This is a genomic window from Gardnerella sp. c11Ua_71, from assembly GCF_055818025.1.
Genome location: NZ_JARFVR010000005.1, coordinates 153,402 through 177,949 on the forward strand (window position 1 = coordinate 153,402; position 24,548 = coordinate 177,949).

The window sequence follows — 24,548 nt, forward strand, 5'->3', positions numbered from 1 at the left end:
TATTGTAATCGCGAAGCATCGTCATTTGCTATAAATTCTGCTGCGATGATCAATATCTACAACAAAAACGGTCAGCACATTATTTTCAATTGCACAAATTATTCTGTAATCCCTTACTCTATATCTCCAAAACCCCGAATAGTTGCCAGTTAGCGCTTTGCCTCTGATTCGAGGATTGTCGAGGTTGCTAATTTCGCGAAGTTCCTTAACGATTTGCTTAGCAATTGTTTTGTCAATTTTCCCTAGCTGTTTTTCAGCCCTTTTAGATAAATTAATCTTCCAAATCAAGGCGCTTCACCACATCGTCGAGTGGAGATGTTTCTAATTCTCCACGTTTGTATGCTTCAATATCTGCCATTAGTCCATATTCATGTTCAAGTTCATCGATTTGAGCTTCTAGCGCTTGATTCATGTAAAATGAACGAGTGCGGTGAGTGGTTTTAGCGAGCTTATCATAACGATCTAAAACGTTAGACGGTACTCTTAATCCTGTAATTGTTGCAGCCATTTCTAATCTCCATTGTAAAACATGTAAAACATATATTACCTTATATGCAGAATAACGCAATCCAATACGTTATAATCGCGAAGCATCGCGCGGTAACGCTAGACTGTAAACCATGAATCCAGAAAGCTTAAGTGAATTAATTGAAAAAATCGCTAAAGATTTAGTAGCAAGCGGTAAAGCTGGCAGTCTAACAGAAGATTTGATTCCTGCTGCCGAAAAACTCGCAGTTATGAGGCCAAAAGATCGCGCACACGGCGATTGGGCCACGAATGTTGCTATGCAACTCGCTAAAAAAGCTGGTATGAAGCCTCATGATTTAGCCGAACTTTTTGCCGAGCGTTTGCAAGAAGCGCAAGGTATTGCGCGCGTAGAAGTGGCAGGCCCTGGCTTTATTAATATAACGCTTGATTCTGCGTCTGCAGCGGCTGTTGTTGACGCAGTATTAAAGCAGGGCGCGGATTTTGGTAAGAATGCGCACTTGGGCGGAAAAACCCTAAACCTTGAGTTTGTTTCCGCAAACCCAACTGGCCCAATTCATATTGGTGGCACTCGCTGGGCGGCAGTTGGTGATTCTATGGCTCGAGTTTTGGAAGCGAACGGCGCAAAAGTTGTGCGCGAATACTATTTCAACGATCATGGCGAGCAAATTAACCGTTTTGCAAAGTCTTTAGTTGCTGCAGCTCACGGCGAAGAAACACCTGCAGACGGATACAAAGGCGCGTATATTAACGAAATCGCGGACGCTGTTATAAAAGAAGCACAAGCAGACGGCGTTGATGTTCTTTCCTTACCTCGAATTGATCTTGGTAAAGACGAGGAAGGTTTGCCGCTTGGTGAAGGCGATTCCGAGCAGCGAGAAGAGTTCCGCAAGCGTGCGGTTCCAATGATGTTTGCGGAAATTCGCAAGTCAATGCGCGATTTTCGTGTTGGTTTTGACGTGTGGTTCCACGAAAACAGCTTGTACGAGGATGGCGAAGTTGAGCGCGCTATTGCAGATTTGCGTTCTCGCGGAGACATTTTTGAAAAAGATGGCGCAACTTGGTTTGAATCTACTAAGCATGGCGACGACAAGGATCGCGTAATTATTAAGTCTGACGGCAATTACGCCTATTTTGCTGCAGATATTGCGTACTATCGCAACAAGCGTCATCGCGAACAGAATCCTGCGGACGTAGCAATCTACATGCTTGGCGCGGATCATCACGGCTATATTGGCAGAATGATGGCAATGTGCGCGGCTTTTGGGGATGAGCCAGGCGAAAACATGCAGATTCTTATTGGTCAGATGGTAAACGTTATGAAAGATGGTAAGCCTGTGCGCATGAGTAAGCGTGCTGGAAACGTTATTACGATTGACGATTTAGTTGATGCAATTGGTGTTGATGCTTCTCGCTACTCGCTTGCTCGCACAGATTACAATACAAGCGTTGATATTGATTTGGATTTGCTTGCTTCCCACAGCAACGATAATCCTGTGTATTACGTGCAATACGCTCACGCACGCAGCTGCAATGTGGCTCGTAACGCTGCGGATGCTGGAATCAGTGCAGATGGAGCCGATTTAAGCTTGCTTAATACCGAGGCAGATGGCGAAGTGTTGGCTGCTTTGGCGCAATGGCCTGCAGCTCTTGCACAAGCTGGCGATTTGCGCGCTCCACACAGAGTTGCGCATTATCTTGAAGATTTGGCAGCAAGCTACCACAAGTGGTACAACCTTGAGCGCGTAGTGCCAATGGAGTTGAGCGACCCAGAAAATCGTTTGCCAGAAGCAGAGCGCGAAGCTCAGCGCATTGCAAAGTGCCCAGAGCCAGCACGCGCTGCAGCTCGCTTAAAGCTTAACGAGGCTGTTCGCACAGTTATTGCATCTGGCCTTGATTTGCTTGGAGTTTCTGCTCCAGACAAGATGTGATTTAGTGCATTTGCTTTTTTATTTAGGACGTTAGTTTTTACGCTAGCGTCCTTTTATTTTTGACTAGTAGACACGCGCGAAATTGCAAATTTTTGTCGATTAAGTACATGCGATTGATTAGTATACCCCCTAATATTATTTTTCGGTTTCAGTTTTGTTATTCAATGCGTTAAATAATATGCTTAAACAATTTTTCACCATATAGGAGGTGTAGCATGAGCGTCACAACACAAAGTGTCAGCACAGACAGTGCCCCGAAAAAAAGGAACTTGACAATTATTGAATCCGCATACGTGGCGGTCATGTTGTTCGGCATGTTCTTTGGCGCTGGAAACCTGATTTTCCCAGTATTCCTTGGTGCTAACGCAGGAAACAATTCTGCGCCTGCAGCAATCGGTTTTATTGTTACTGGCGTTGGCTTGCCATTGTTGGGCGTTACGGCTCTTGCAATGAGTCGCGCAAACGGTCTTTTTGAGCTTTCTAGCAAAGCTAGCAAAAAATACGGCATGTTCTTTACATGCGTTCTTTATTTAACAATCGGCCCGTTCTTCGCAATTCCGCGCTGTGCAACAACTTCATACACTGTTGGATTGGAGCGAATTATTCCGCAAGACGGAAACGGACAACTATACTTGTTCTTGTTCTCTGTAGTGTTCTTTGCGCTCGCATTCTTCTTTGCTATGAAACCAAGCGGCATACTTACGTGGGTTGGTAAAGTTCTTACGCCAATCTTCCTTGTGTTCCTAGCTGTTTTGGTATTTACTGCACTATTTTCTCCTATAAGCGGTGCTTCTTCGGATGCTGCTCCTATAGGAAATTATGTTAATAAGTCATTCTTTACAGGATTCTTAGATGGCTACAACACAATGGATGCTTTAGCTAGCTTGGCATTTGGAATTGTTGTTGTTAGCACCATTCGTCAGTTTGGTGTAAAAGATCCTAAAGATGTGGCAGTTAATACTGCCCGCTCTGGATTCTTTAGCTGCTTGCTTATGGCGTTGATTTACGTTGCGATTGTTGTTGTTGGTGTGCGTAGCCGCGCGCTGTTCCCACCTGCGGAAAATGGTGGCGTGACTTTGGCGCAAGTTGCACGCTATCATCTTGGAAACGTTGGCTTATTCGTGCTTGCTGCAACTGTAACTCTTGCATGCTTAAAGACGGCAGTTGGCTTAATCGTAAGCTGTTCGGAAACTTTCTCTAAGCTATTCCCTAAAGGTCCTAGCTATCGTGTTTGGTCTGTATTGATTACGCTTGTTTCGTTTGGCCTTGCAAACTTTGGTTTGAGCGCAATCATCGAATATGCGGTTCCAGTATTAATGTTCTTGTATCCGCTGTCAATCGTGCTGATTCTTTTGGCTTTGTGTGGTCGACTTTTTGGAAATTCCAAAGTTGTGTACGCTTGGACACTTGGTTTTACTGGTGTTGCAGCTGTATTTGACTTTTTAAATAGTTTGCCATCCGCTTTGCGCAACGCATTGCATATGAACGATATGTTGTTGGTTGCTCAAAACTGGTTGCCGTTCTCGGAATTTGGAATGGCTTGGGTTTGCCCTGCTGCTGTTGGATTTGTTGTTGGCTATGTTCGTATGGTTTTATGTGACAACAAAGGTATGGAAGAAGTGGCTCGCGTAGCTGCTGGCCCAGATCTTGAAGGCAGCGTTGCTAATAGCGATGATTATTCTTCAAGCGATGCTGATTTTGACGAGTCGGATGCGTTCGCTGTATCTGCTAAGTCTACTGTTGACGAGCCTAATTTTGGCAATCAATCCTAGTGACTAATTCACAACTATTTGTATAGATAGTTGTAATAATAAATAATCGCCATATTAATGCTCATATGAGCTGCGATATGGCGATTTTTGCGAGTTGAGATTTTAGGCTTGCGACTTGCGACTAGAAGTTGCCGCCGTTCCAACCCCAGTCAGTTGTTGCAGTGTAACGAATGTAAGTGCGATCCTGTGGTATTCCAAGCTCGCGATTCAAAGCTGCCAGAATCTGCTCAGTCAACTTTTCCCAAGCGGATCCTGGTACGCTAGAACCAAACACGTTAACTTCAACGTAAGCTGCAGGCTTAGAATTGTCTCCTGCAAAATAAATTGGCATATTGTCTTCAAACGGGCACATGAGCCAATGTTCGCTTTTGCCTGGAACTGCGCTAATCGCCTTGCCGTATGCTGCTTTTAATGCATCGCGCTGTTCTGGCGTAGTGCTTACAGAAACATGAGTGTGAATAACTGGCATAATCGCTCCTTTGCTAAGTTTTATGAATTTTTTAAGTTTATAAACTTGTGCTGCGCAACATATGTTACGCAATAATAAACCTGTGTTACGCAATAATTATAGTAAATTGTTAGCCTCCGCGTGTTTAATTGAATGTATGAAAAAACTTATTGAACAGGTTGTTAAGTTTGGAATCGTAGGAATCATTGCGCTTATTATTGACGTAGTATTGCTAAATCTGCTTCTTCTTGTGCATCTTAATAACGTTGTTGCTGGAACAATATCTTTTATAATCTCACTTATTTTTAACTATATTGCCAGCATGAAGTACGTGTTTAAGCACCGCGAAGACATGGCTCGTTGGATGGAATTGCTGATTTTTGTTATTTCTGCAGTTATTGGTTTGCTTATTAACGATGCGATTATTTGGCTTAGCACGCTTGGAATGGTTGAAGCTTTGCGTGGTACTGCGATTTACATGCTTCGCACAAACATTGGCAAGCTTATTGCAACAGTTGTTGTAGCTGTGTGGAATTTTGTTATTAGAAAATGGCTTTTAGATGACACAAAGTCGCAAAAACCTGATTATGATGCCGCTAAAGACAATACTTTTGCTCACAAGTTGGGTGAATGGTCGTTAAGTCACACTCCAAAAGGCTGGAAGTAGGTTTGGAAGTAGGTTTAGAAAATATGCAAGCTACGACTATTCATTTTGTGCGCCACGGGGAAGTGGAAAATCCAAATCACGTGCTTTACGAGAGGCTTCCGGGATTTCACTTATCTAATCGCGGCTTAAAAATGGCTTGCGCTACAGCAAAATACATTGCGACTGTGCCACAAATGCGCGGAATTAGTGCGATTTACTCATCTCCTTTAGAGCGCACACAAGAAACGGCGCAACAAATCGCAAACGCTTTACAAATCAGCCCAATTATTTTAGACAGTCGTCTAATCGAAGCGGAAAACAATTTTCGAGGGAAAAGAATCGGCTATGGCGAAGGCGCTTTGTGGAAGAACAACAATTGGAAGCTTGTATCTAACTTGTGGAAGCCGAGTTGGGGAGAATCTTACAAAAACATCGCAGCACGCGTTGGCGATTTTGCGCGCGAACAAGTGAAAAATCACCCAGGTGAACAAATCGTAGCTGTAACGCACGAATCGCCAATATGGTCTTACCGTCATTTGCTAGAAACGGGTCATGCGGAGCACAATATGCTTTTACGCAAAACGGCTTTGGCGTCAATTACGTCAATTACATATGATTGCGAAAATATGAATGTGCTTTCCATCACATATGTGGATCCTGCTGCGCGTGTGCAATAGAACGTGTGGAATAATAAGCAATAGACTTAAAAATATGCATGAAAGATGCGTAGAAACTGTTTTTTACAGCTAATGCGAAGGAGCGTTATTATGGGTGATTCTGTAGAAAAGCTGGATTCAAAGGCTTTGAGTCTGCTTGAGTCTGCTGCAAAGTCGGCCGCGGATTTAACTAAATTGTGGCCTTTAAGCGAAGCTCGCCATTTAGATAATGACGCAAAATATGCTGAAAATCTTGAGGTTAGGGCGATTCGCACTATTGCTCGAATTATTACAGATTTAGACGTTACTGTTCCAGATGCAGAGTTTGTGTATGAAGGTGCAGACGAAATTCCAGGACGCCCTCAAGAGATAGTTGACGCGCTTTTGGCTGCTGCAAACGCTTACGATGATATGGATTTATGCTACGAACCAGACTACAGCGAAGCGCAAGAAGAGCTAGAAAATAACACGAATGATGTTAGCGCTATTTTTAACAAGCTTGAATCAAATCTTTCTAATGATGTTAACGCAATCAACGGTGCTGCGGATTCTTTAAGCGTTGCAGGTAATTGGAGTGTTGATAGCTTGCAAGATGCGTTTAGATGCGCAAAACAAGAGTGTGATTTTTGCGGACTTAATTCTGTAGAATCGCAAAAAATTACAGCAATACTGTCTATTCTTAAAAGTCTTATTGAAAAAACAAGCAACATTTACGAAACTTTGCCTATATTCCTATATATTAACGAAGTGTGTGAGTGCGCGGGAGTTCCGCGAATGATGTTTAAGGATAATCAATGGCGTGAGCTTGTTGATCGCGTAAAAAGTGGTAAAGCTAGCGAAAATGGCGAAAATGGCGAAAATAGTATGAGCACGCTACTTGAAATTGCAGCCCCATTGCTTGAGCGCGAATGGTTAAAGCATAAGGAAGACGTACTTTGGGATCCAGAAGAGGCTAAGAAGCTTGCAAAAGAAGAAGACGATAGAAAGTCTCGCGAGGCTCTTGCTGCAAAGTTTGCGCATGTGGAAGGTAATAAGGAATCAACGCAAGCGCTTGACTAGATAGGCACGTCCGTAACGCGCGGCACAATGGAACCTATGACTGATACAGAGGAAACTCAAGAAGTTGCTAATAATGCAACAAAATCCACAAAGCCTGAACTTCCAAAGAATGTTCGTGTGCGTTTTTGCCCTTCGCCAACCGGCACGCCTCACGTTGGCATGGTTCGTACAGCGCTGTTTAACTGGGCGGAAGCTCGCCACACGCATGGTAAATTGCTTTTCCGCATTGAAGATACAGATAATGAGCGAGATAGCGAGGAAAGCTACCAGCAGATTATTGAGGCTCTTCGTTGGCTCAATATTGATTGGGACGAAGGCATTGATGTTGGCGGAGAAAATGGCCCTTACCGCCAGTCTCAGCGTATGGAAATTTATAAGGATGTAGCGAAAAAGCTTTTTGATGCAGGATACGCTTACGAGTCCTTCTCTACTCCAGAAGAGATTAAAGAGCGCAATATTGCTGCAGGGCGCCCAGCTGAGTTTGGTTACGATGGTTATGATCGCAACCTTACTGAGGAGCAGAAGCAAGCTTTCCGCGATGGAGGTCGCAAGCCTGCACTTCGCTTGAAGATGCCAAATGAAGACATTACTTTTAACGATTTAATTCGTGGCGAAATCACCTTTAAAGCTGGATCTGTTCCAGATTATGTGATTGTGCGCCCGAATGGTGATCCGCTTTACACGCTTACGAACCCTGTTGATGACGCGTTAATGGATGTGAACGTTGTTTTGCGCGGTGAGGATATTCTTAGCTCCACACCTCGTCAGATTGTGCTTTACCGTTATCTTATGGAAATGGGTATTGCGAAGGAAACTCCGCTTTACGGCCACATGCCTTACGTTATGGGCGAAGGCAAGAAGAAGCTTTCTAAGAGAGACCCTGAGTCCAACTTGTTCTTGCATAGAGATAACGGCTTTATTCCAGAAGGCTTGCTGAACTACTTGGCTTTGCTTGGATGGTCTATTGCGCCTGATCGCGACGTGTTCACTATGGACGAGATGATTGAAAAGTTTGATGTGCGAGACGTTAAGGCAAACCCTGCACACTTTGACTTGGATAAAGCAATTTCCATTAACGCTGAGCATATTCGCATGCTTGATTCGCAAGACTTCTTAAATCGCTCTGTGCCTTATTTGCATAAGGATGGCGTAGTTAGCGCGGACAATTGGGATGCCTTAACTGACCGTGAGCGTGAAGTGCTCACCGCTGCTGCTCCTCTTGTTCAGCCTCGAGTGCGTTTGCTTGGTGAAGTTGCTGGAATGGTTTCTAGCTTGTTGAGCGAAGATGGCTATATTGAGCCAGATGACGACGCTCGTAAGCAGCTTAAGGAATCTGCTGGTGATGTGCTTGACGCTGCGCTCGCTGCTTTGCAAAGTGTTGATGCTTCTGATTGGCATACGGATTCTTTGCACGAGCTTTTGAACAAGAAGCTTGTTGAAGAAGCTGGATACAAGCCGCGATTGGCATTTGGCCCTGTGCGAGTGGCTCTTTCTGGTCGCAGAGTTTCGCCTCCGCTTTTTGAGTCCATGGAAATCGTCGGTAAAGACGTGACTTTGGCTCGTTTGACTGGATTGCGTGAGCATTTGTAAATCGCAAATAGCTTTTAAATCTTAAGTAGATTTTGTATAAAGCGGGAATGTAGTGGAATTCTGCATTTCCGCTTTTTGTGTTTTTTAGGAGTTTTAGCGTATTTTCGACACGCCGCGGTTGCGTATTGAGCTGTTATGTTGTAAAGTCGACATTTGTTGCGTCTAGAGGCGTAGCAGATAAATGAAGCCCCCGTCGTCTAGCGGCCTAGGACTACGCCCTCTCACGGCGCCAACACCGGTTCAAATCCGGTCGGGGGTACAAAGACGGAACGGTTCCAAGAGCCGCGAAGCCTGCCAATTGGGGTATGGTGTAATTGGCAACACAGGTGATTCTGGTTCATCCATTCTTGGTTCGAGTCCAGGTACCCCAGCGAATAACCCTCGTATTTTACGAGGGCTTTTTTGTATTTCAAAGATAAAAGATATAGCTTACATTGCTCGTACTTTTCTTGTTTCTTATATTTGTATCGCGTGTGAGGCATTTGTAACGTTTTTTGGCTGTTTTTCGTTATATTTGTATCATTGATGAGATGTTTGTAACGTTTTTTGGCTGTTTTTCGTTATATTTGCATCATTGGTGAGATAAATATAACGCAAGCGATATTCCATATTTGTTGCGCGAGGGCTGGGTGTTTCTACGTTCGTGCTTAGACCGCGCAAGTGATTTTCCTATTTACTGTTGTGCGAGGTTTGATGTATTTCTCTCCTCGCAAGTTCCGTCGCTACGCTCCTCTTTTATTGCTCGTATAGAAATACATCAAACCTTCTGAATATCTAGGACTTTTGCGTGGTTTTTATCACCGAGATTCTCGATTTTTCTTGCTCTCTCGGCGTGTCGCGCGTTGTGTGTGTTGAACGTTGATTTTGCAAGGATTTGGCTAATATGATGTTGGCAATCGAGTGATTCTATAATAAGTCTTATAAAAATATTTAAAAACATAAAATTCGGTGTTTTTACGGTTGAATCATTGTTAATACGCATTTTTTACGGCGAAGCTGTTGTTTGGTGTGAATTGTTTTTTAGATTATTTTATTTTCTACTCTTTAAACAATGTTGTTAAAACTTGACTTTTGCCAACGGGGGGGGGTATACATGTTAAAAGCTGCTTAAGAATCGTTGAATTAGCGTTGCGCTTTTTAAAAAGCGTTAGATTCTAATTGCTTAATTTGAGACTGAAGGTTTTACCGCTGGCTAAAAGAAACCAGTAAAGGAGAAAACGCAGTATGAAAATGCCAGTTTTCCGTAGCTTTTTTCGTTCTTTAATGCGTTCTGTTTGCGATTTTGTTGGTATTGATTATTGTAGTGCAAAAGATTATAAATCTGATTATAAGTCTTCTATTTCTAGCAAATCTAAGTGTGCATTACGCGCTGTAATCGCGTTTTTTGTTGCAAGCGCAACGCTTATTACTACGTTTGTTATTGCTCCAAGTTCCGCGTTGAGCGCTTCGCAAGATGGTGCTCAGCAAAATGTTGAGCGAAGTACTAACGCTCAAAACAATGTGCAACAAAGCAGTGCTCAAAATAACAGTGCTCAAAATGGCATTAATAAAGATGAAGTTAAGAGGCAAGTTAATTCGTATGAGCCGCCAAATTCACCTGAGCCGCCAAATTCTTACGGAAATGCTTACGGCAGTAGTGTTATGGCGGATGGTTCTAATCGAGATAATAAAAAAGAAGCTGCGCATGGTAGCGATAACGCTAGCAGCAAAGATAAAAATAAAGTAGACGCTAACGTTAGTAACAAAGTAGATAACAATAACAATATAAATAATGCGTCTAAAGATGACGAAAAGCTTAACAATGGTGTTAAGCGTAATGGAAAAGCTTCTGATAAAGCAAGTAATTTAAATAATAAAGACGATTCTAATAAAGATAATTCCAACAAAGATAATTCCAACAAAGACGATTCCAACAAGGCGGGCGATTCTGCCAAACTAGACAGCAAGCTTGAAAAATCTGCTAAACACCGCAGAGTAAAAAGGGCGCTAAATGGGAGTGAAGGGAACGAGCCCTGGCGTGAAGCCTTAAAATTATGCAAAAAAGAGGGTCGCAAAACTTTTGCTGAGTGCTATTGGTTTATATATAAGTCGCCTGATAAAATAGATAGGAGTAAATATTTTTTAGAAGATAGTTTAGGCGGCGGTTATCCTATACCGCTTTATTCGGGTAAAACATATTCTTTTGATTTAAAACTTGTTTATTATCCTTTTTATGGTGAAAGTGTACCTATTCCTGCTGGGACAAAGTTTAGAATAACCAAAATTGAATGCGATGGAGGTCATCGCATTGGAAACTCTACTGATGCGATTGTGCAGGATTGGGTTAGTATAGACAATAATGCAAGAATTACTATACATGCAACAAGCAAGTGGATTTACCCAACTACTAATTATCGCGCGAATATTGAAATAAAATATCCAGATGGGTCAATTGGAAAAGATTATTTTGAGTTTAAACATGACGATCTTGGTATAAGAAATCATGATTTAAATATAAATGTTTATAATAATCAGAATATAGATGAGAATAAGCGTAACTACGGTAGTGTTACGTTAAAAAAGAAAAACGATGGTTCTTATAATTCCTTGAATATGCTTATCGATTCAACGTCTAAGCGTGGTCCTGGAACGATTAAACATCGCATGTTATGCCATAAAGATTCTGATACTAATTATGATTTTAACTCGTATAGTTTAGATGGAATAGCAGGGTTAAAACTTAAACCATTAGATAGCAAAACTAGTAGTGGTGATAATTCTTTGAATCAGCTTGAGTGGAAGATTAATCCAGGTAAGAACCGTGCGAGTGGTAATAAAAACAGCGGTGAGGAATTGTATGAAGATGATGATTATACTGAAAGATCTCAAAGCTTATTTACAGGCACACCAAACGCGAATAGTGATGGTAATTATACGTGTAGGATTTTTGCGATAAAGAAAACTGTTCGTAAATATCAGCCAGATTTTGATCATCTAATATTTACTGAATATTCAAAACCGCGCATGAGCAAAAGACTAATCGAAAGTAGAGAGAAACTAAGGCAAAGAACTGTAAAAAATCTTTTTAAAAATACTAATGGGACTTTTCTAAGTAAACCGATTTCTGTCCTTTTTGATGATTATGGTCTTAGCGGTTTACATGTAGATATGCTTCCAGGAGACCCTGAATACGTTAGATTTTTTCGCGCTGGTTATATTCAGTCTATTTTCTCTCTTCTTGGATGTGGTTTTCAAACTATTGATTGGGATTATAAAACACTAAAAATACATATAGGCAAAGATAATCCTCCTTCTGATAACACTGGTGATCTTAATCTAAAAGTGTATTCTTCTAAGCGGCAGAATAATCCTAGCAGCGAAGCATCTAGCCAAGCGTTAATTGATAGCAATAGTGGCATTAATGTAATGAATGGAATAAAGTTCAGTACGTTCATTAATGCTACTTCTGTAAACGATAACAGTAAAATCACGCTAAAAACGCTATGTGCAAAAGGCGAATACGCAGGCAAAACATCTAGCGATAGTGATAACGATGCATCCGAAAATATTTTTGAGCAGTCCGGTAAGGGGCTTATATACCAGCATTGGAAAGATGATTTTCTAGATGTAAGTTCTCAAAAAAGTTGCACATCTAATAAAAGCGGACTCAAAACATGCGATGATGGAAAATTTGGTGCGCAAACAACAGCAGATGCAGAAGGAAAACCGTTGCAAATGAGCGAACATAAGTGTGTTGTGTACGCTTTTAAGCCAAAAGCTTTAGAAGAATTCAGCAAAATAACAACAAACATAACGCCAGATAAAGTAGATTATGCTCTCGCAACAGCTAACTTTGTTGAAGCAAAAGATTATGCAAAATTCACGTTCCCTATTCACATCAGGTTCAGTTTGCCAAATACTGGCGAACGAAATTGGAACTTGCAGCTGGGAGCTATAGCCGCCGTTATGGTGAGTGTGCTTGCAGCAGCTTTCATACTAAACCACTTAAACTGGCAGCGAGAACAAGCTGCTTTGCGGAAGGCGGCGGTGCCAATGTGAAAATTTGCTTATATTTCGGTTGGCTAATCCGATTATTTTGGATGGTTAATTCGACTGCTTCGGTCGGTTAATCTGACAGTTTTGGCTCATTAATCCAAATTATTAACAATTTAAAAATTATCCCCTAATCCCCTTAATTTTTCCAAAAAATATGCTGTAATAAGCATCGAGAAAAGGAGAAAATATGAATAAGTTAACAAGAAAGTGCGTTGCGGCGATTGCGTCGCTCGCGATGGCTGGCACGTTGTGCGTTGCTGGCGCTGTGACTATGGCTAGCGTTGCGTGGGGTACTCCTAGGCCACCAGTTATTCAAACTCCTGCCGCTAAGGCTCCGTGGGAGCAGGGCGCTCCAGGTATGGGCACTTTGAAGATTGTAAAGTGCGATGCCGCGACAGTAAGTGGCTCGAATGGAGCATCTGAATGCCCAGCTGATCATAAGCCTATTAAAGATGTTGAATTCACTGTAACAAAGATCGATAAGATCAAGGTTGACAATTCAGATGTTACTTTGAATCTTAAAGAGTATTCTTCTTGGCAAGCAATTTCGAAAATCGTAACAAAGCTCAACACGGGCGACATTGCTGCAGGTGATTTGACGCTTGCTACTACCTCTGAGACTTTAAAAACTGACGAAAATGGCAAGGCAGAGAAGACGGGTCTTGCTATTGGCTTGTACAAGGTTGAAGAAACGAAAACGCCAGAAGGATATGGCGCAAACGATGTGCAAGTGTTTTACATGACGCTGCCTCTGATCGAGTACAAAACTGAAGGCAACACAACTAAAGCTATCTACAACTACAATCCAGTAGTTAAGCCAAAGAACAAGGATATTTCCAAAAATATCACAAAGACTTTGGATAAAAGCAAGACCTTTGCTGTAGTTGGAGACACAATTGCTTATACGATTAGCGCAGAAGTGAACAAGTCTAAGCCTGCTAATGGTAATCTTACTAAGGATGATATTCAAGGTTTTGCTGTGTTTGATGATGCGCCAAACGCTGCTTTTGCGTCGGTAACTAGTGATGCTGTGAAGAAAGTTAAGGTTGATGGCGAAGAGTTGACCAATGCTGGAAACACTACTTATTACAGTGTGTCAACTATTGCTGCATCTAATGCGACTGATGGTAAAAATCTTGCTGCTAATCACACGCGTATTTTAGTTAAGTTTGAAGAAGCAGGTCTTGACAAGATTGCTGAAAAGATAAATGGTCGTACTAACACTGGCGACACGATTAAGGTTGAAGTAGATCTTGAGTTTACAATCAGCAATGATTACAAGAACACTACTGCTCCAGAAGGTGATGCTACCAGTGCTGATACAACCAAAGAAGAAATCGTTAATAAGTCTGGCTTCTTTACAGGGCATAAGAAAGGTGAGACGCCAACTCCTCCTATTATCCCAGACGGCGGAAAGTCCACTGTTGACTTTGGTTATTTGCAAGTAGATAAATACAATTCGGAAGATGATACTAATAAGCTTGAAAATGCTGAGTTCAAACTCTTTACTGATAAAGATAAAGCAGATGCATGCTCTAAAGGTCTTATGGAAAATAAGGAACTTGCAAATATTGATGCTTGCAAAGCTGCTTCAGCAAGTTTCGACGGAAAGACTAACGCTGAAGGTAAGTTCCAAACTCCGTTCAAGACAATAGCTGGCGTGCCTGTTTATCTTGTTGAGTCTAAAGCTCCTGAAGGCTATGCGAGAACTCCTGAAGTTCACACTGTAACGATAACAAAGAATAAAACCAAAGTTGAAAAATTCGCTAACTTCCCAGTAAAAGGTGGAGACGATGGAAACAAATTCTGGTTCAATCTTCCTGCTACTGGTGCCGCTGGCGTAATTCTATTCGCTGTGGCTGGCATTGGATTGATCTTTACAAGCGTGTTCCTCTATGTGCGCAATCGCAAAGAAGAACAGCGTGCGTGATTGGATGTGATTAGCCAACGCTGAATTAGGTGGCGTTTGGTTTAATCATGCAAAAGATTAGAGCACTTTGTACCAGAAGACACGCCGCAGCATTTAAAACAAAATGCATTGAGCATTTTGTTTCTACGCTGGCGTGTCCTAGTACAAAGTGCCTAAATCTTTTGCGCTGTAATTGCGCAAGCAATTTGCGTCAAGTGATGTGGAGATTCGAGATTTTTCGCAGCGGATGAAGCGAACCTCAGCATGAAATGGTGATTCGCTGAAGTAGCAAGAAAAATCGAGAATCTCGGTGATTAAGCAATACGCAATTGTTCAAGCACGTAAGAGGGCTGGGTGATTCTTGGTCGAACAGTATAAGAGCGGCAGCCGATACCAAATAATCCAAATGATCAACCACTACAAACAAACATCAACCCAAAAACAAAATCAAAGACAAAACGGAACAACCGCAACAACAACCAACACGTAAGAGGCGGAGCGTTGTGAGACAAGAATTAGCCAGCCCTCTCACAACACCAAGTAAGGAAAACACGCAATGCTTAGCAGGAGAAAAGTGTGAAAAGGAATGAAGGATAAGGAAAAAGAAAAGCACGCAAAGCGTTCTAAGTCGCGTTTGCGCCGCATCCTCGAGCCTATAGCGTTTGCAATAGCAGCAATATTGTGCTTCACGTATCCTGTGGCGTCAACGCTGTGGAATAACAAGGTGTCGAAAGAAATATCCGTAGCGTACGACAAGCTTAGTAAACAGCGGTCGAAGCGTTTGCGTAACACAAGTATGGAAAAAGCTCGAGAATATAATGCTAAGCGCAACTCGATTTTTACGGCAGACCCATATAATGGCACCGACGATTTTAAGAAAACTCCTGATTACAAAAAATATGATAGCATGCTAGAAGAGCCAATGGGGATTATGGGCATTGTAAAAATCCCAAAGATTGGCGTAAAACTGCCGATTTATCACGGTAGTTCGCAAGATGTTCTTGCATATGGTGCTGGTCACTTGTATGGTACTGATTTGCCTGTTGGTGGCAGAAGCAGGCATTCGGTTATTACGGCTCACACAGGTTTGCCTAATGCAACTATGTTTGACGACTTAACTAGTCTTAAAAAAGGCGATTTTTTCTATATTGATATTCAGGCTGAGACCTTACGCTACAAGGTTTTTCGTATTAGCGTGGTTGATCCGCATGATATTAGGCTGATTCAGCGCGAGAAGGGGCGCGATTTAGTTACACTTCTTACTTGCACGCCGTATGGAGTGAACACACAACGCTTGCTTGTTACGGGTTATCGTGTGTTGCCAAATCCTGTTGCAGCTCCAGAAGATAAGTTGCAATGGCCGCTTTGGATGACTTTGTTTGTGATTGCGCTTATTTCGTGTGCGGCTATTCTTGCCACAATGATTGTGGCTGCTGTTGGAAGGAAACACAACAAGTCTGACATTCGCGCTAAGCATTTGTCGATTCTTGCTTACAAGCTGCTTTAGTCGAAAGTCGATTCGCACGCAACCGCTATTCGCGCAATATACACAAAGCATGACACAATAGTATGTAGTGTGTTTTTTGAAGGGAGCAGGTTCCGTGGGAAGTCGACAAACCTTGCAGCGTTGGATGATTACAGTAGGTGGTGTCGAGCAGGCGCGCGTTGGAGCGGGTCAGTCTGTGGAGATTGGCAGAAAGCCTATACGACCTTTGCGCGAAGACGGTTTTATGCGTGTAGACATTGTAGACAATAAGCGCTCAATGTCTAAAAGGCATGCGCTTCTTATAGTAGACACAAGTGGCGTGGCGACTATTCGAGATTTGCATTCTACAAACGGAACTTATCTTGTAAACGAAAGCGGAGATTTGCTGCGACTAGATCCAGATGTTGATTTTCATATGCCAGATAGCATTGTTCGCATGCAATTTGGAGATGTGCCAATTGACTTTGTGCGTATAGAAGAGCCAGTTCCTTTGGCTGAAAATAGTGCGGAGCCTGTACGCGACTTGTTCTCTTATGCTGCTGACGGTTCCATTAAAGAGCCAGATGCTTCGGATTTGTCGGTCGATGATATTCTTGATATTCGTGCTGGAGAGCCAACAGGCGTTTTCCGTGCACAATCTGTTTCACACCCTAATTTAGTGTGGGATAATCAGTCCAAATTAAATGCTGCCGGTAAAGCTGATGATGTTTATAGTGCAAGCAAGGCTGATATTTCAGTAAATCCTGTAAAACAAAGCGATCCCGTGATTGCTAGTCAGGTTGTTCTTCCTGTTGTGCGTGAAGATTTTGAGTCTGCTGCAGAACCTCGTAATCTTTTTGATGATGCAGCACAAGCTAATGCATCACAAGTTAATGCAGCACAAGCTAGTAGTGACAAAACTAATAGTGATGAAACTGTAAATCCAGATAATATTGTGGATAACAGTGCTGTTGCAGGTAACGCTGCTATTTCTGACAACAGTGTTGTTGCAAATGATTCTTTTGATTCTCACGATGTTCAAGACGATTCTAAAATTCAGTACTCACAAAATGTAGATGTTGAAAACGAGGATCACACAACGCAAGATCAGAATACTGAACAAGAGGAGATAGCAGAAATTCAAATCAATTATCAAGATGAGAATGAATTACAAGATGGGGCAGAAGATGAGTCGCCAGCAACCGACGATTCATTGCAAGATGAGCCTCAAATTCAATTAAATCATGAACAATTCATTCGATCCAATTCAGTCAATATTCAAGAAGATTCGCAATACACTCCAGCTTTTGAACCAGGGTCTGTGTTTGAAAAAGTGTCAAATGGAGAATTCAACGCGCATAAAGAAATTGTACAAGCAGGTGGATTCACTTCGGAAGAAGCTCAGAAAACCACTGATTTCTCTAAGCAGTTTGAGATAGCAAAATATCAAGAATTACTTCCATTTTTAGCCATGAATACAGGTCTTTATGACGATTTATACGCTTGGCTTTCAGCTCAAGGCAATGCAGACGTAGATGAAGCTTTAGCGCAAAATAGTGGGTATAACGCTTACCGCAACGCAGTAGGTTTATAAACAGGGGAGTTTAGTAGTATGAGCGGCGAACAGAATGATTTTATAAGCCAAGTAAATCAAGCGCATAATGCGAGTGAACAAAATTATCAAGAAGCTTACGAGCAGAATGCGCAAATAAAGCATGAAAGTGCGCAGGCTACAGCTTCGCGAGATGAAAAGTTAAGGCGAATAAACTCTTGGCGCGAACAATACAAGTCAAAGCTTGCGCCTTCGCCGCTTGAAGACATAACGAAACTTTCCGCACAATTAGAATTAACGCATGCTCACCCATCTGGGATAGCGCAACTTTTTGCGAGTGGAAAAGTAACTCTTCAGGCGTTATTCCGCGATTCTGGAATGTTGCGCGCGGCAGGGCGCAGACTAGACAGGGTTTTTGAAGATAGAGATAATAAGGCGCACGAAAATGGTGTTTCGGAGCTTTCGCTTGTTGTTGGAGTGGCATCGTGGAGCGGTAATCATGTGCCAGTTTTAACATACCCAGTGAGAGTTATTCGAGACTCTGGCAAGGATGAAACATACGCAACAATCTACTTTTCTGGCAATGTGCGCTTAAACCATGCTCTTGTTCTTAGATTGCAAGAGAGAGGCGTGAATCTTAGTGAAGATGCGCTTTTTGACGGCGCAAACTATGAAAGCGGAACACCAGAAACGTCAGCTGTTTTTGATGCAATTTGTGCATCTGCTCGCAGCGTGTTCCCAGATTTTGATATTGAACGAGATATTGTTCTTGGATGTTTTACTGATTCGGGATCCAGATTTTTGGCTGAAAGCGCTCAGATTTTGCAGGCGCTTAAAGTTGGGAATGCTGGAAACACTATGATTGATGCGGTTGCTGGCGATGAGCGTGCGCTTCAAGAGTTGGCGGCAAATGATAGGCAAGAGTATTCTCCTCTAGATGTAGACCCTCATGGTGAATATGAAGTCGGTGATGTAGATAATGTTGTACGTTATGCATCTGGTTTAGCTGCTAATGGCGTTTCTCTGGCTTTAGACGTGGATGCTGGATCTGATTCTGCTTCTATCGCGGCTGCGATTTCTTCACGCTGTGTTCTTGCTGGAAAGTCCATTTTATATGTTCCAAATGTTATGGAACAACAGCGTCGATTCCGTCATGCTCTTAGTGCGAATGAGATTTCTTCGCTTGCGCTAGACGTTTCGGATTCTCACCTTGCGAAACATGTGGATTCTCAGCTCATAGCTGCAGTTGGGGCGCGTCAAAGCGTTGCTTCTAGCCGTTTTGAGCAGGTTTGTGACGAGTTAGTTGGTGTTAAAACTCGCTTAAATCGTTATTTGGGAGACTTGCACGGAGTAGATGAGCGTTGGGGTGTGTCAGCGTATCATACAATGCAAAATCTTGCTGCTATTGCAATGTTGCCTACTCATCCTTGTACTCATGTAAGACTAGATGTTGCTGCTGCAAGATCGCTTTCTGGTCATTTAGATGAATGGGCGCAAAAATTACATCAAGCAGATGAGCTTGGAGAATTTACGATAAAGCCTGAAGATACCCCGTGGTTTGGCGCGTCTTTGTTCAATGAGAATGAGGCTGTTGCTGTATATCAGCGCGTTGTAGATGTTCTACTAAAGCTTCTTCCTGCAGCACGTGAACATGTTAAATCAACTGTTCAAAACTGCGGTTTTCCTGTTCCTGCTACCGCACGCGAATGGGGTAGACAGGTTACGGTGTTAAAGAATCTTCGCCGAGTTTTAGATGTTTTCCAAGCAGATATTTTTGAACGTGATCTTAGCGCGATGATTGAAGCAAGTAAGCCTAAAGCTGTTCGCAAGCGTGAAGGTACAGTAATGGGCTTCTGGGAGCGTAGACGTCATATTAAAGAAGCTCGTAGTCTTTTGCGTGTAGGAGCTAAAGTAGATGATCTTCATGAGGCTTTGAAGATTGTTGCTCAGCAAGCTGCTCAGTGGCGTACTTTTGTTCCTCATGGAGGGTGGCCTGTGTTACCGCCTAAGTTAGATGAGATTGTTAGTACTCAGGAGCTTTTGGATCGTAATCTTGTAGCTCTTGATGCTGTTCTTTCCACCACGCGTTTGGGTGCTGATCTTGAAAATGTTGAGTTTACTAAACTTGATGAGCGTTTACAGGCTTTACATGACAATCGTGCTTCCTTAGATACTTTACCTGGTAGGTGTGTGATTGAGCGCGATTTACGCGGTGTTGGTTTAGAAGACCTTGTTTGCGATTTGCGTAGGCGTAATGTTACTGGTTCTGCGTTAGATGGTGAGCTTCACTTGGCTTGGTGGACTACGGTTTTTGAAGATATCGTTAATTCTTCCGCGATTATTTCTAACCAAGATGGTTCGGCTATGCAAGATGCTTCTGACCGTTTTGTTCAGGTAGATACTGAGCATGTGCGCTCTGTGGGGCCTATGGTTCAACAAGAGACTTTAAAACGTTTGTGTGAACTTCTTTTCTCTAGGTCTCAGGAAGCTAATCAGCTTCACACAACTCTGGCAAGTAATAGTTCTGGCGTGACTTTTACCAAATTGATGAATTCTCATGCAGATCTTCTTCTTGCTGCTAAGCCAATTATGGTTGCTATGCCTTCTACTTTGACTATGATGACTGAATTTAAGCCGATTGTAGACATTGTGATCCTTGATTCTGTTGAGCATTTGAGCAATATTGAGCTTCTTAGCATTCTCGCTCGTGCACGCCAAGTTGTAGTTATTGCTCATAAGAATACGGTAAGTTCACAGAGCGTTAACGATTTGATTAGTGTTTTGCCTTCTGTACATGTTAAATCTCGTGCTACTAGGCGTTCGCTTCGTCTTGCCAATTTCCTTGAAAATCATGGGTATGGTTCGCTTCGTCACGATGTTCCTGTAGATAGAATGCAAGGTAAAGTTAAGCTTCACCAAGTTGAGGCTTCTGGTGTTCCTATTATGTCTACTGGTTTGATTGAGAGTAGTCAGAGGGAAATTGACGAAGTTGTTTCCTTGATAAAACAGCGTGCTACGACTTTCACGGTAGTTCCTTCCAGCTATGTTCTTGCAGTTGTAACTCTTACGAGTGTGTTTAGGAATCGTTTAGGAGCTGAGCTTAAGGCTCTTGCTATTAAAGATGAAAATATGAATAGATTCCTTCGCCATGTTCGTCTTGTAGATGCTAGTGAGTCTGTTGGTGCTGCCGCTACGGATGTTATTCTTTCCTTATGCTATGCAAAAACTTCTCACGGTAGGCTTTTGCAACAATTTGGTGTTTTGGAAGAAGAAGGCGGTAAGGGTATACTTCTTGATTCGTTAGCATTAGCTCGTAGGAATTTAGATATTGTTTGCGCGTTTAAATCTAGTGATATGGAAGATGAACGTTTGCATCAGGATGGTCCTAAGCTGCTTAAAGAATTGCTTATTTGGGCTGAGCAGTTGGATGATAGTCCAGTAAATCCAACTGATTTTGATGAAGCAAAATCTGAATATGATCAAGATAAGGCAGAAGATAAGGAAGAAGCTGCAGGTGCGCGTGCGGAGGCTTTTGATTCTTCAGTAGACAGTTTTAATAATGTTTTGTTTACTGATTTGGCGGATCGTATTCGCGCTCGCGGATTGTGCGTAGCGGTGAATTACGGATTTGATAAGGAACACAGTATTCCTCTTGTTGTTGGTTTGCCAGATAAGCCTTTTGCTCTTGCTGTTTTAACGGATGATATGAGATTCATGAATATAGAATCAACGCGTGAACGTCATCGCATGTTTGCTCAAGATTTGGAGTATCTTGGCTGGTCTGTTATGAATGTTTGGAGCGTTGGAGCATTCGTAAATCCTGAAAAAGAGGTTGAGCGGGTCGTTTCTAGAATAGGCGAGCTTTACGGTGAAGATCAGTGAGCCGTGATAGGTGAGTGACTATAAGTGAGTGACTATAATCCTAATCGCAGATGTTCTAGAACGCATAATCGAGTAGTTCGTAAAGGCTCTGAGCTTTTTGATGCTGATGGCGTTAAGCTGGAGCCTTCGGATTTTCAGACTTTAGACCAGCGCTCTAAAGATGACGATAATCGTATTCTTGGAGAGCTTCCGCCTCATTGGGCAGTTTTTAGTGAACGTGGTAGGTAAAACTGTTTTATCCTCGTATTGCAATAACCGCAAGGTTTGGAATAATAGATTGTGTATTTATTATCTGTAATGCAGACTCTGCAGGCATGGCTAGTAACGCGTTTTGAGATGAATTGCCTGTTTTGACTACTATTACGTCGTGGATAAAAGAAATGTTTTTATTTTCTTGAACAATGTCATTCTCGTTGTGATCTCCTCTTGAAACTTTGCTAAATGCTATCGAAATATTTTCTCCAATGTTTAAATCTTGGTTGTTGCTTGCCAGTTTTATTGAAATCGTTGTGAATCCTGGTGGAATTTTTGCTTGTTGCGTAATCTGACTAGTAAAGATAGGCATACCATATTTGATATTGCAGGTTGCGATAATAGCATTTTTGATCAAATCTTTGTTAATAACATGATTAAAAACACTGTTTTTGGGCACGTTAACATAAGACAAATCATCTTGTTTAATAAGAGTGCCTTTAGATATATCTCTAATTGCTACAGGTATGATTTGCGTTTCTTGACAGCTCGTAATCATATTTATTGCAATAAGTGTTGCAACGCTAATAAAAAATATGGTAAGCGTATTTAACAAAAGTGCTTTCTGCCTGCGTTTTAAAAGCATGGCTGGTACTTGATTTTCGTGCGCATCATGCGTGCTAGATGTGTTTTTTAATATTGATATCATGCTCATAGAAGCATCATCTAATAAAAGGTGATGCTTCTACAAGATATTTTTGTCAATGTGGTTAAAGGTTATTTTCTATTGTAAATCAGATGATTTTTATACACTTTTCCACAAATTGGTTAATAAGCGAAATTGTTTATGCACATTTCCACAAATTGTTTGTACCTGCTTGAAAAATTATTTATCAGTGCGATAAAATCCGCTACCTTTAAAATTGATTGGTGGCGCAGAAAACACCTTACGAAGTTCTGGTTTTCCGCATTTTGGACACACTGTAATTGGGTCATCTTCAAACGATTGATATTCCGAAAAATCATATCCACATTGCTTGCAACGGTAATGATAAGTAGGCAACGGTTCCTCCGATCTTTATTTCCATCACATATCCTAGCTCATTCCCGCACCGCATGAAAGATGACTTAAAATATATGCAAAAAGATGCAGTAATTTGTAAAAATTTAATGTAATAATTCCTATAATTGCGACACGCCGAATTGGTTTTGGCTCTTCACATCCGTAACGCACTTTATATTTATACGTATGGGTTATGAATCGGTGAGTGCGTTAATTGTATTAATCATCATCATAGCCTTAATGTTTGGTTGGTTGCCTAAGCGCACTGTTAACAGCATGAAGTCAATGTTGGAACACAGCGAAGATAGGTATTCACCTTCGCTGCATATTGTGGATGAGCGTAGTGCTTCGCTATTCCATGAGTGTAGTGGTGCGATGGCGAAAGGGGTTGGAATGCAACCGTCAGAGAAGCGATCGAATAAAAATAAGAACACTAAAAATAAGAGCAATAAGTCAAAGGTGTTAAGAGATAATTTTACTCCGCAACATGTGGCTCGTATTCGTGCTCTTCGTCGCGCTGCGGTTCGTCGTCGCCGTATTTTGGTTTTTTCGCTTGTTTTCTTGACACTTGTGGTTCTTGTAGCTGGTTTGTCTGGATTATATTCTGCTTGGTTCGCTCTTATACCATTCGCTATGGTGTCAACAGTTCTTTACTTTGGCTCTATTGCGGCAAAGCATGCGCGAGATTGGGAAGCGCGCGTTGCTGCTTATAACAAATCTGCTGGAGTGCCGCAAAACTATGGTAAAAAAGGTTATGGCGAATCTAGTGAATCTATTGTGGAACCAGTTTTTGATGCGATTGTCAATTCTGTTGTAGCTCATGAAGAAGAGTATCAAAATTATTCATCAGGTTCTGTTACACAATATTCGTCGAATACTCAAGACAATACAGAAACTTCTGTTATGCAGCAGCGTGAAATTAGTATGGCTTTAGAACGCGTCAATTCGCAGAATGCTAATGGTTATGTATCTGCTGGTAATCAGTCATCGTCTTTGCCTGATGTATCTTATTCTTCTGGCGCGTCTGATTCGTCTGAATCTCATCAAGATTTAATATCTTTCTCGTTTGGGTCTGATTCTACAGAATCTTCTTCAAATGACAAGAATAATGGTCCGTTAAGCTTGGAAATAAAGTCCACTAAGCAGGTTGCTAAGGCAATTTCAGCTAAAAAACCGCTTTCTACTAAAGAAGCTTCCGATAATAATGTGGAACCACCAGTTATTACTGAAGATTCATTAGGAAAAGCTGATTTGCGAGATGTTTTAGCTCGTCGCACCGCATGAAAATAAGTTTAAAAATAGATTAAGATACACATATTTTTAAAAAATTTTCCAAAATTTTAGCACTCTAGTTGGTAGAGTGCTAAAAACGCGCTATTATAAATCACAGTGCGCGATAGTTTTGACGTGATCGTCAGCCTCGTCAATATTATTTGTGCGAATAGTTACATTTCTCTTAAGAAAGAGGTGGCGACAGTGTCGATTAAGCTCACACCGTTGGAAGATAAGATTATTGTTAAGCAAGCTCAGGCAGAAACTCAAACTGCTTCTGGCTTGTATATTCCAGATAACGCTAAGGAAAAGCCACAACAGGGCGAAGTATTGGCTGTTGGGCCAGGTCGTCGCGACGACAAGGGTGAGCGCATTCCTATGGACGTTAAAGTTGGAGACAAGGTTCTTTACTCCAAGTATGGCGGCACAGAAGTTCATTACGAAGGCGAAGATTATTTAATTGTTTCGTCTCGTGACGTTCTTGCAATCCTTGGCTGATTTTTGATTAATTGTTTGGTTGATTGCTTTGCTAATCGCTTGTAATTAATCAAATAATATTTGAATCTATTTAACGCTGAAAATAACGGTTC

At 41.8% G+C, this 24,548-nt stretch carries 19 protein-coding genes and 2 tRNA genes; 16 read left to right on the forward strand and 5 right to left on the reverse strand.

What is annotated here, in order from left to right; all coding sequences use genetic code 11:
* Positions 1-21: 21 nt before the first annotated feature.
* Together P0106_RS05475 and relB are read right to left on the reverse strand one after the other, a co-directional pair.
* Positions 22-288, reverse strand: a complete 267-nt coding sequence (locus P0106_RS05475) for a type II toxin-antitoxin system RelE family toxin (protein WP_101890004.1) — start codon at positions 286-288, stop codon at positions 22-24.
* Positions 272-508, reverse strand: coding sequence for a type II toxin-antitoxin system RelB family antitoxin (gene relB, locus P0106_RS05480; RefSeq protein WP_101890005.1), 237 nt, complete (start codon positions 506-508; stop codon positions 272-274). The genes P0106_RS05475 and relB overlap by 17 nt, the downstream gene beginning before the upstream one ends.
* 112 nt (positions 509-620) lie before the next feature.
* Here relB and argS point away from each other — a divergent pair, with 112 nt between their 5' ends.
* Positions 621-2,417 carry an arginine--tRNA ligase gene (gene argS, locus P0106_RS05485; protein ID WP_004114295.1) on the forward strand — a complete coding sequence of 599 codons (1,797 nt, stop codon included), beginning with the start codon at positions 621-623 and terminating at the stop codon, positions 2,415-2,417.
* A gap of 215 nt (positions 2,418-2,632) precedes the next feature.
* The gene (gene brnQ, locus P0106_RS05490) at positions 2,633-4,189 is read left to right on the forward strand and encodes a branched-chain amino acid transport system II carrier protein (protein ID WP_013399771.1); all 1,557 of its coding nucleotides are present in this window, start codon (positions 2,633-2,635) and stop codon (positions 4,187-4,189) included.
* 121 nt (positions 4,190-4,310) lie between these two features.
* Here the strand turns inward: brnQ and P0106_RS05495 are convergent, their stop codons facing one another.
* Entirely contained in the window at positions 4,311-4,658 is a 348-nt protein-coding gene (locus P0106_RS05495) for a phenylpyruvate tautomerase MIF-related protein (protein WP_473730542.1), read from the reverse strand.
* A 136-nt stretch (positions 4,659-4,794) separates the two neighbouring features.
* On the opposite strand from P0106_RS05495, the gene P0106_RS05500 reads away from it, so the two are divergent.
* The 12 genes from P0106_RS05500 (at position 4,795) to P0106_RS05555 (ending at position 21,659) form a co-directional block, all read left to right on the forward strand.
* Positions 4,795-5,304 (forward strand): GtrA family protein, encoded by a 510-nt coding sequence (locus P0106_RS05500; protein ID WP_016796990.1) that lies wholly within the window; start codon positions 4,795-4,797, stop codon positions 5,302-5,304.
* A 23-nt stretch (positions 5,305-5,327) separates the two neighbouring features.
* The gene (locus P0106_RS05505; protein WP_473730555.1) at positions 5,328-5,960 is read left to right on the forward strand and encodes a histidine phosphatase family protein; all 633 of its coding nucleotides are present in this window, start codon (positions 5,328-5,330) and stop codon (positions 5,958-5,960) included.
* A 90-nt stretch (positions 5,961-6,050) separates the two neighbouring features.
* The gene (locus P0106_RS05510; RefSeq protein WP_473730543.1) at positions 6,051-6,998 is read left to right on the forward strand and encodes a hypothetical protein; all 948 of its coding nucleotides are present in this window, start codon (positions 6,051-6,053) and stop codon (positions 6,996-6,998) included.
* A gap of 27 nt (positions 6,999-7,025) precedes the next feature.
* Positions 7,026-8,588, forward strand: a complete 1,563-nt coding sequence (gltX, locus tag P0106_RS05515; protein ID WP_285070444.1) for a glutamate--tRNA ligase — start codon at positions 7,026-7,028, stop codon at positions 8,586-8,588.
* A 186-nt stretch (positions 8,589-8,774) separates the two neighbouring features.
* Positions 8,775-8,847 (forward strand) — tRNA-Glu (locus tag P0106_RS05520).
* 40 nt (positions 8,848-8,887) lie between these two features.
* Positions 8,888-8,959: transfer RNA gene (locus tag P0106_RS05525), tRNA-Gln, on the forward strand.
* Positions 8,960-9,812: 853 nt separating this feature from the next.
* Positions 9,813-12,626 (forward strand): hypothetical protein, encoded by a 2,814-nt coding sequence (locus tag P0106_RS05530; RefSeq protein ID WP_473730544.1) that lies wholly within the window; start codon positions 9,813-9,815, stop codon positions 12,624-12,626.
* Between the two features lie 184 nt (positions 12,627-12,810).
* Positions 12,811-14,553 (forward strand): SpaH/EbpB family LPXTG-anchored major pilin, encoded by a 1,743-nt coding sequence (locus tag P0106_RS05535; protein ID WP_473730545.1) that lies wholly within the window; start codon positions 12,811-12,813, stop codon positions 14,551-14,553.
* A 565-nt stretch (positions 14,554-15,118) separates the two neighbouring features.
* Positions 15,119-16,039, forward strand: coding sequence for a class C sortase (locus tag P0106_RS05540; RefSeq protein ID WP_473730546.1), 921 nt, complete (start codon positions 15,119-15,121; stop codon positions 16,037-16,039).
* Between the two features lie 94 nt (positions 16,040-16,133).
* Positions 16,134-17,591 carry an FHA domain-containing protein gene (locus tag P0106_RS05545; RefSeq protein ID WP_473730547.1) on the forward strand — a complete coding sequence of 486 codons (1,458 nt, stop codon included), beginning with the start codon at positions 16,134-16,136 and terminating at the stop codon, positions 17,589-17,591.
* An 18-nt stretch (positions 17,592-17,609) separates the two neighbouring features.
* Positions 17,610-21,431 (forward strand): helicase, encoded by a 3,822-nt coding sequence (locus P0106_RS05550; protein ID WP_473730548.1) that lies wholly within the window; start codon positions 17,610-17,612, stop codon positions 21,429-21,431.
* A gap of 24 nt (positions 21,432-21,455) precedes the next feature.
* Positions 21,456-21,659 (forward strand): hypothetical protein, encoded by a 204-nt coding sequence (locus tag P0106_RS05555; protein WP_004114310.1) that lies wholly within the window; start codon positions 21,456-21,458, stop codon positions 21,657-21,659.
* 7 nt (positions 21,660-21,666) lie between these two features.
* Here P0106_RS05555 and P0106_RS05560 read toward each other — a convergent pair whose 3' ends face one another.
* Together P0106_RS05560 and P0106_RS05565 are read right to left on the reverse strand one after the other, a co-directional pair.
* A complete protein-coding gene (locus tag P0106_RS05560; protein ID WP_004138559.1) occupies positions 21,667-22,338 on the reverse strand; it encodes a CpaB family protein in 672 nt (223 codons plus the stop codon).
* A gap of 171 nt (positions 22,339-22,509) precedes the next feature.
* The gene (locus tag P0106_RS05565) at positions 22,510-22,686 is read right to left on the reverse strand and encodes an FmdB family zinc ribbon protein (RefSeq protein WP_004114314.1); all 177 of its coding nucleotides are present in this window, start codon (positions 22,684-22,686) and stop codon (positions 22,510-22,512) included.
* A 240-nt stretch (positions 22,687-22,926) separates the two neighbouring features.
* On the opposite strand from P0106_RS05565, the gene P0106_RS05570 reads away from it, so the two are divergent.
* Together P0106_RS05570 and groES are read left to right on the forward strand one after the other, a co-directional pair.
* A complete protein-coding gene (locus P0106_RS05570) occupies positions 22,927-23,970 on the forward strand; it encodes a hypothetical protein (RefSeq protein ID WP_004114317.1) in 1,044 nt (347 codons plus the stop codon).
* Positions 23,971-24,162: 192 nt separating this feature from the next.
* Entirely contained in the window at positions 24,163-24,456 is a 294-nt protein-coding gene (gene groES / locus P0106_RS05575; RefSeq protein WP_004114319.1) for a co-chaperone GroES, read from the forward strand.
* Positions 24,457-24,548 lie beyond the last annotated feature (92 nt).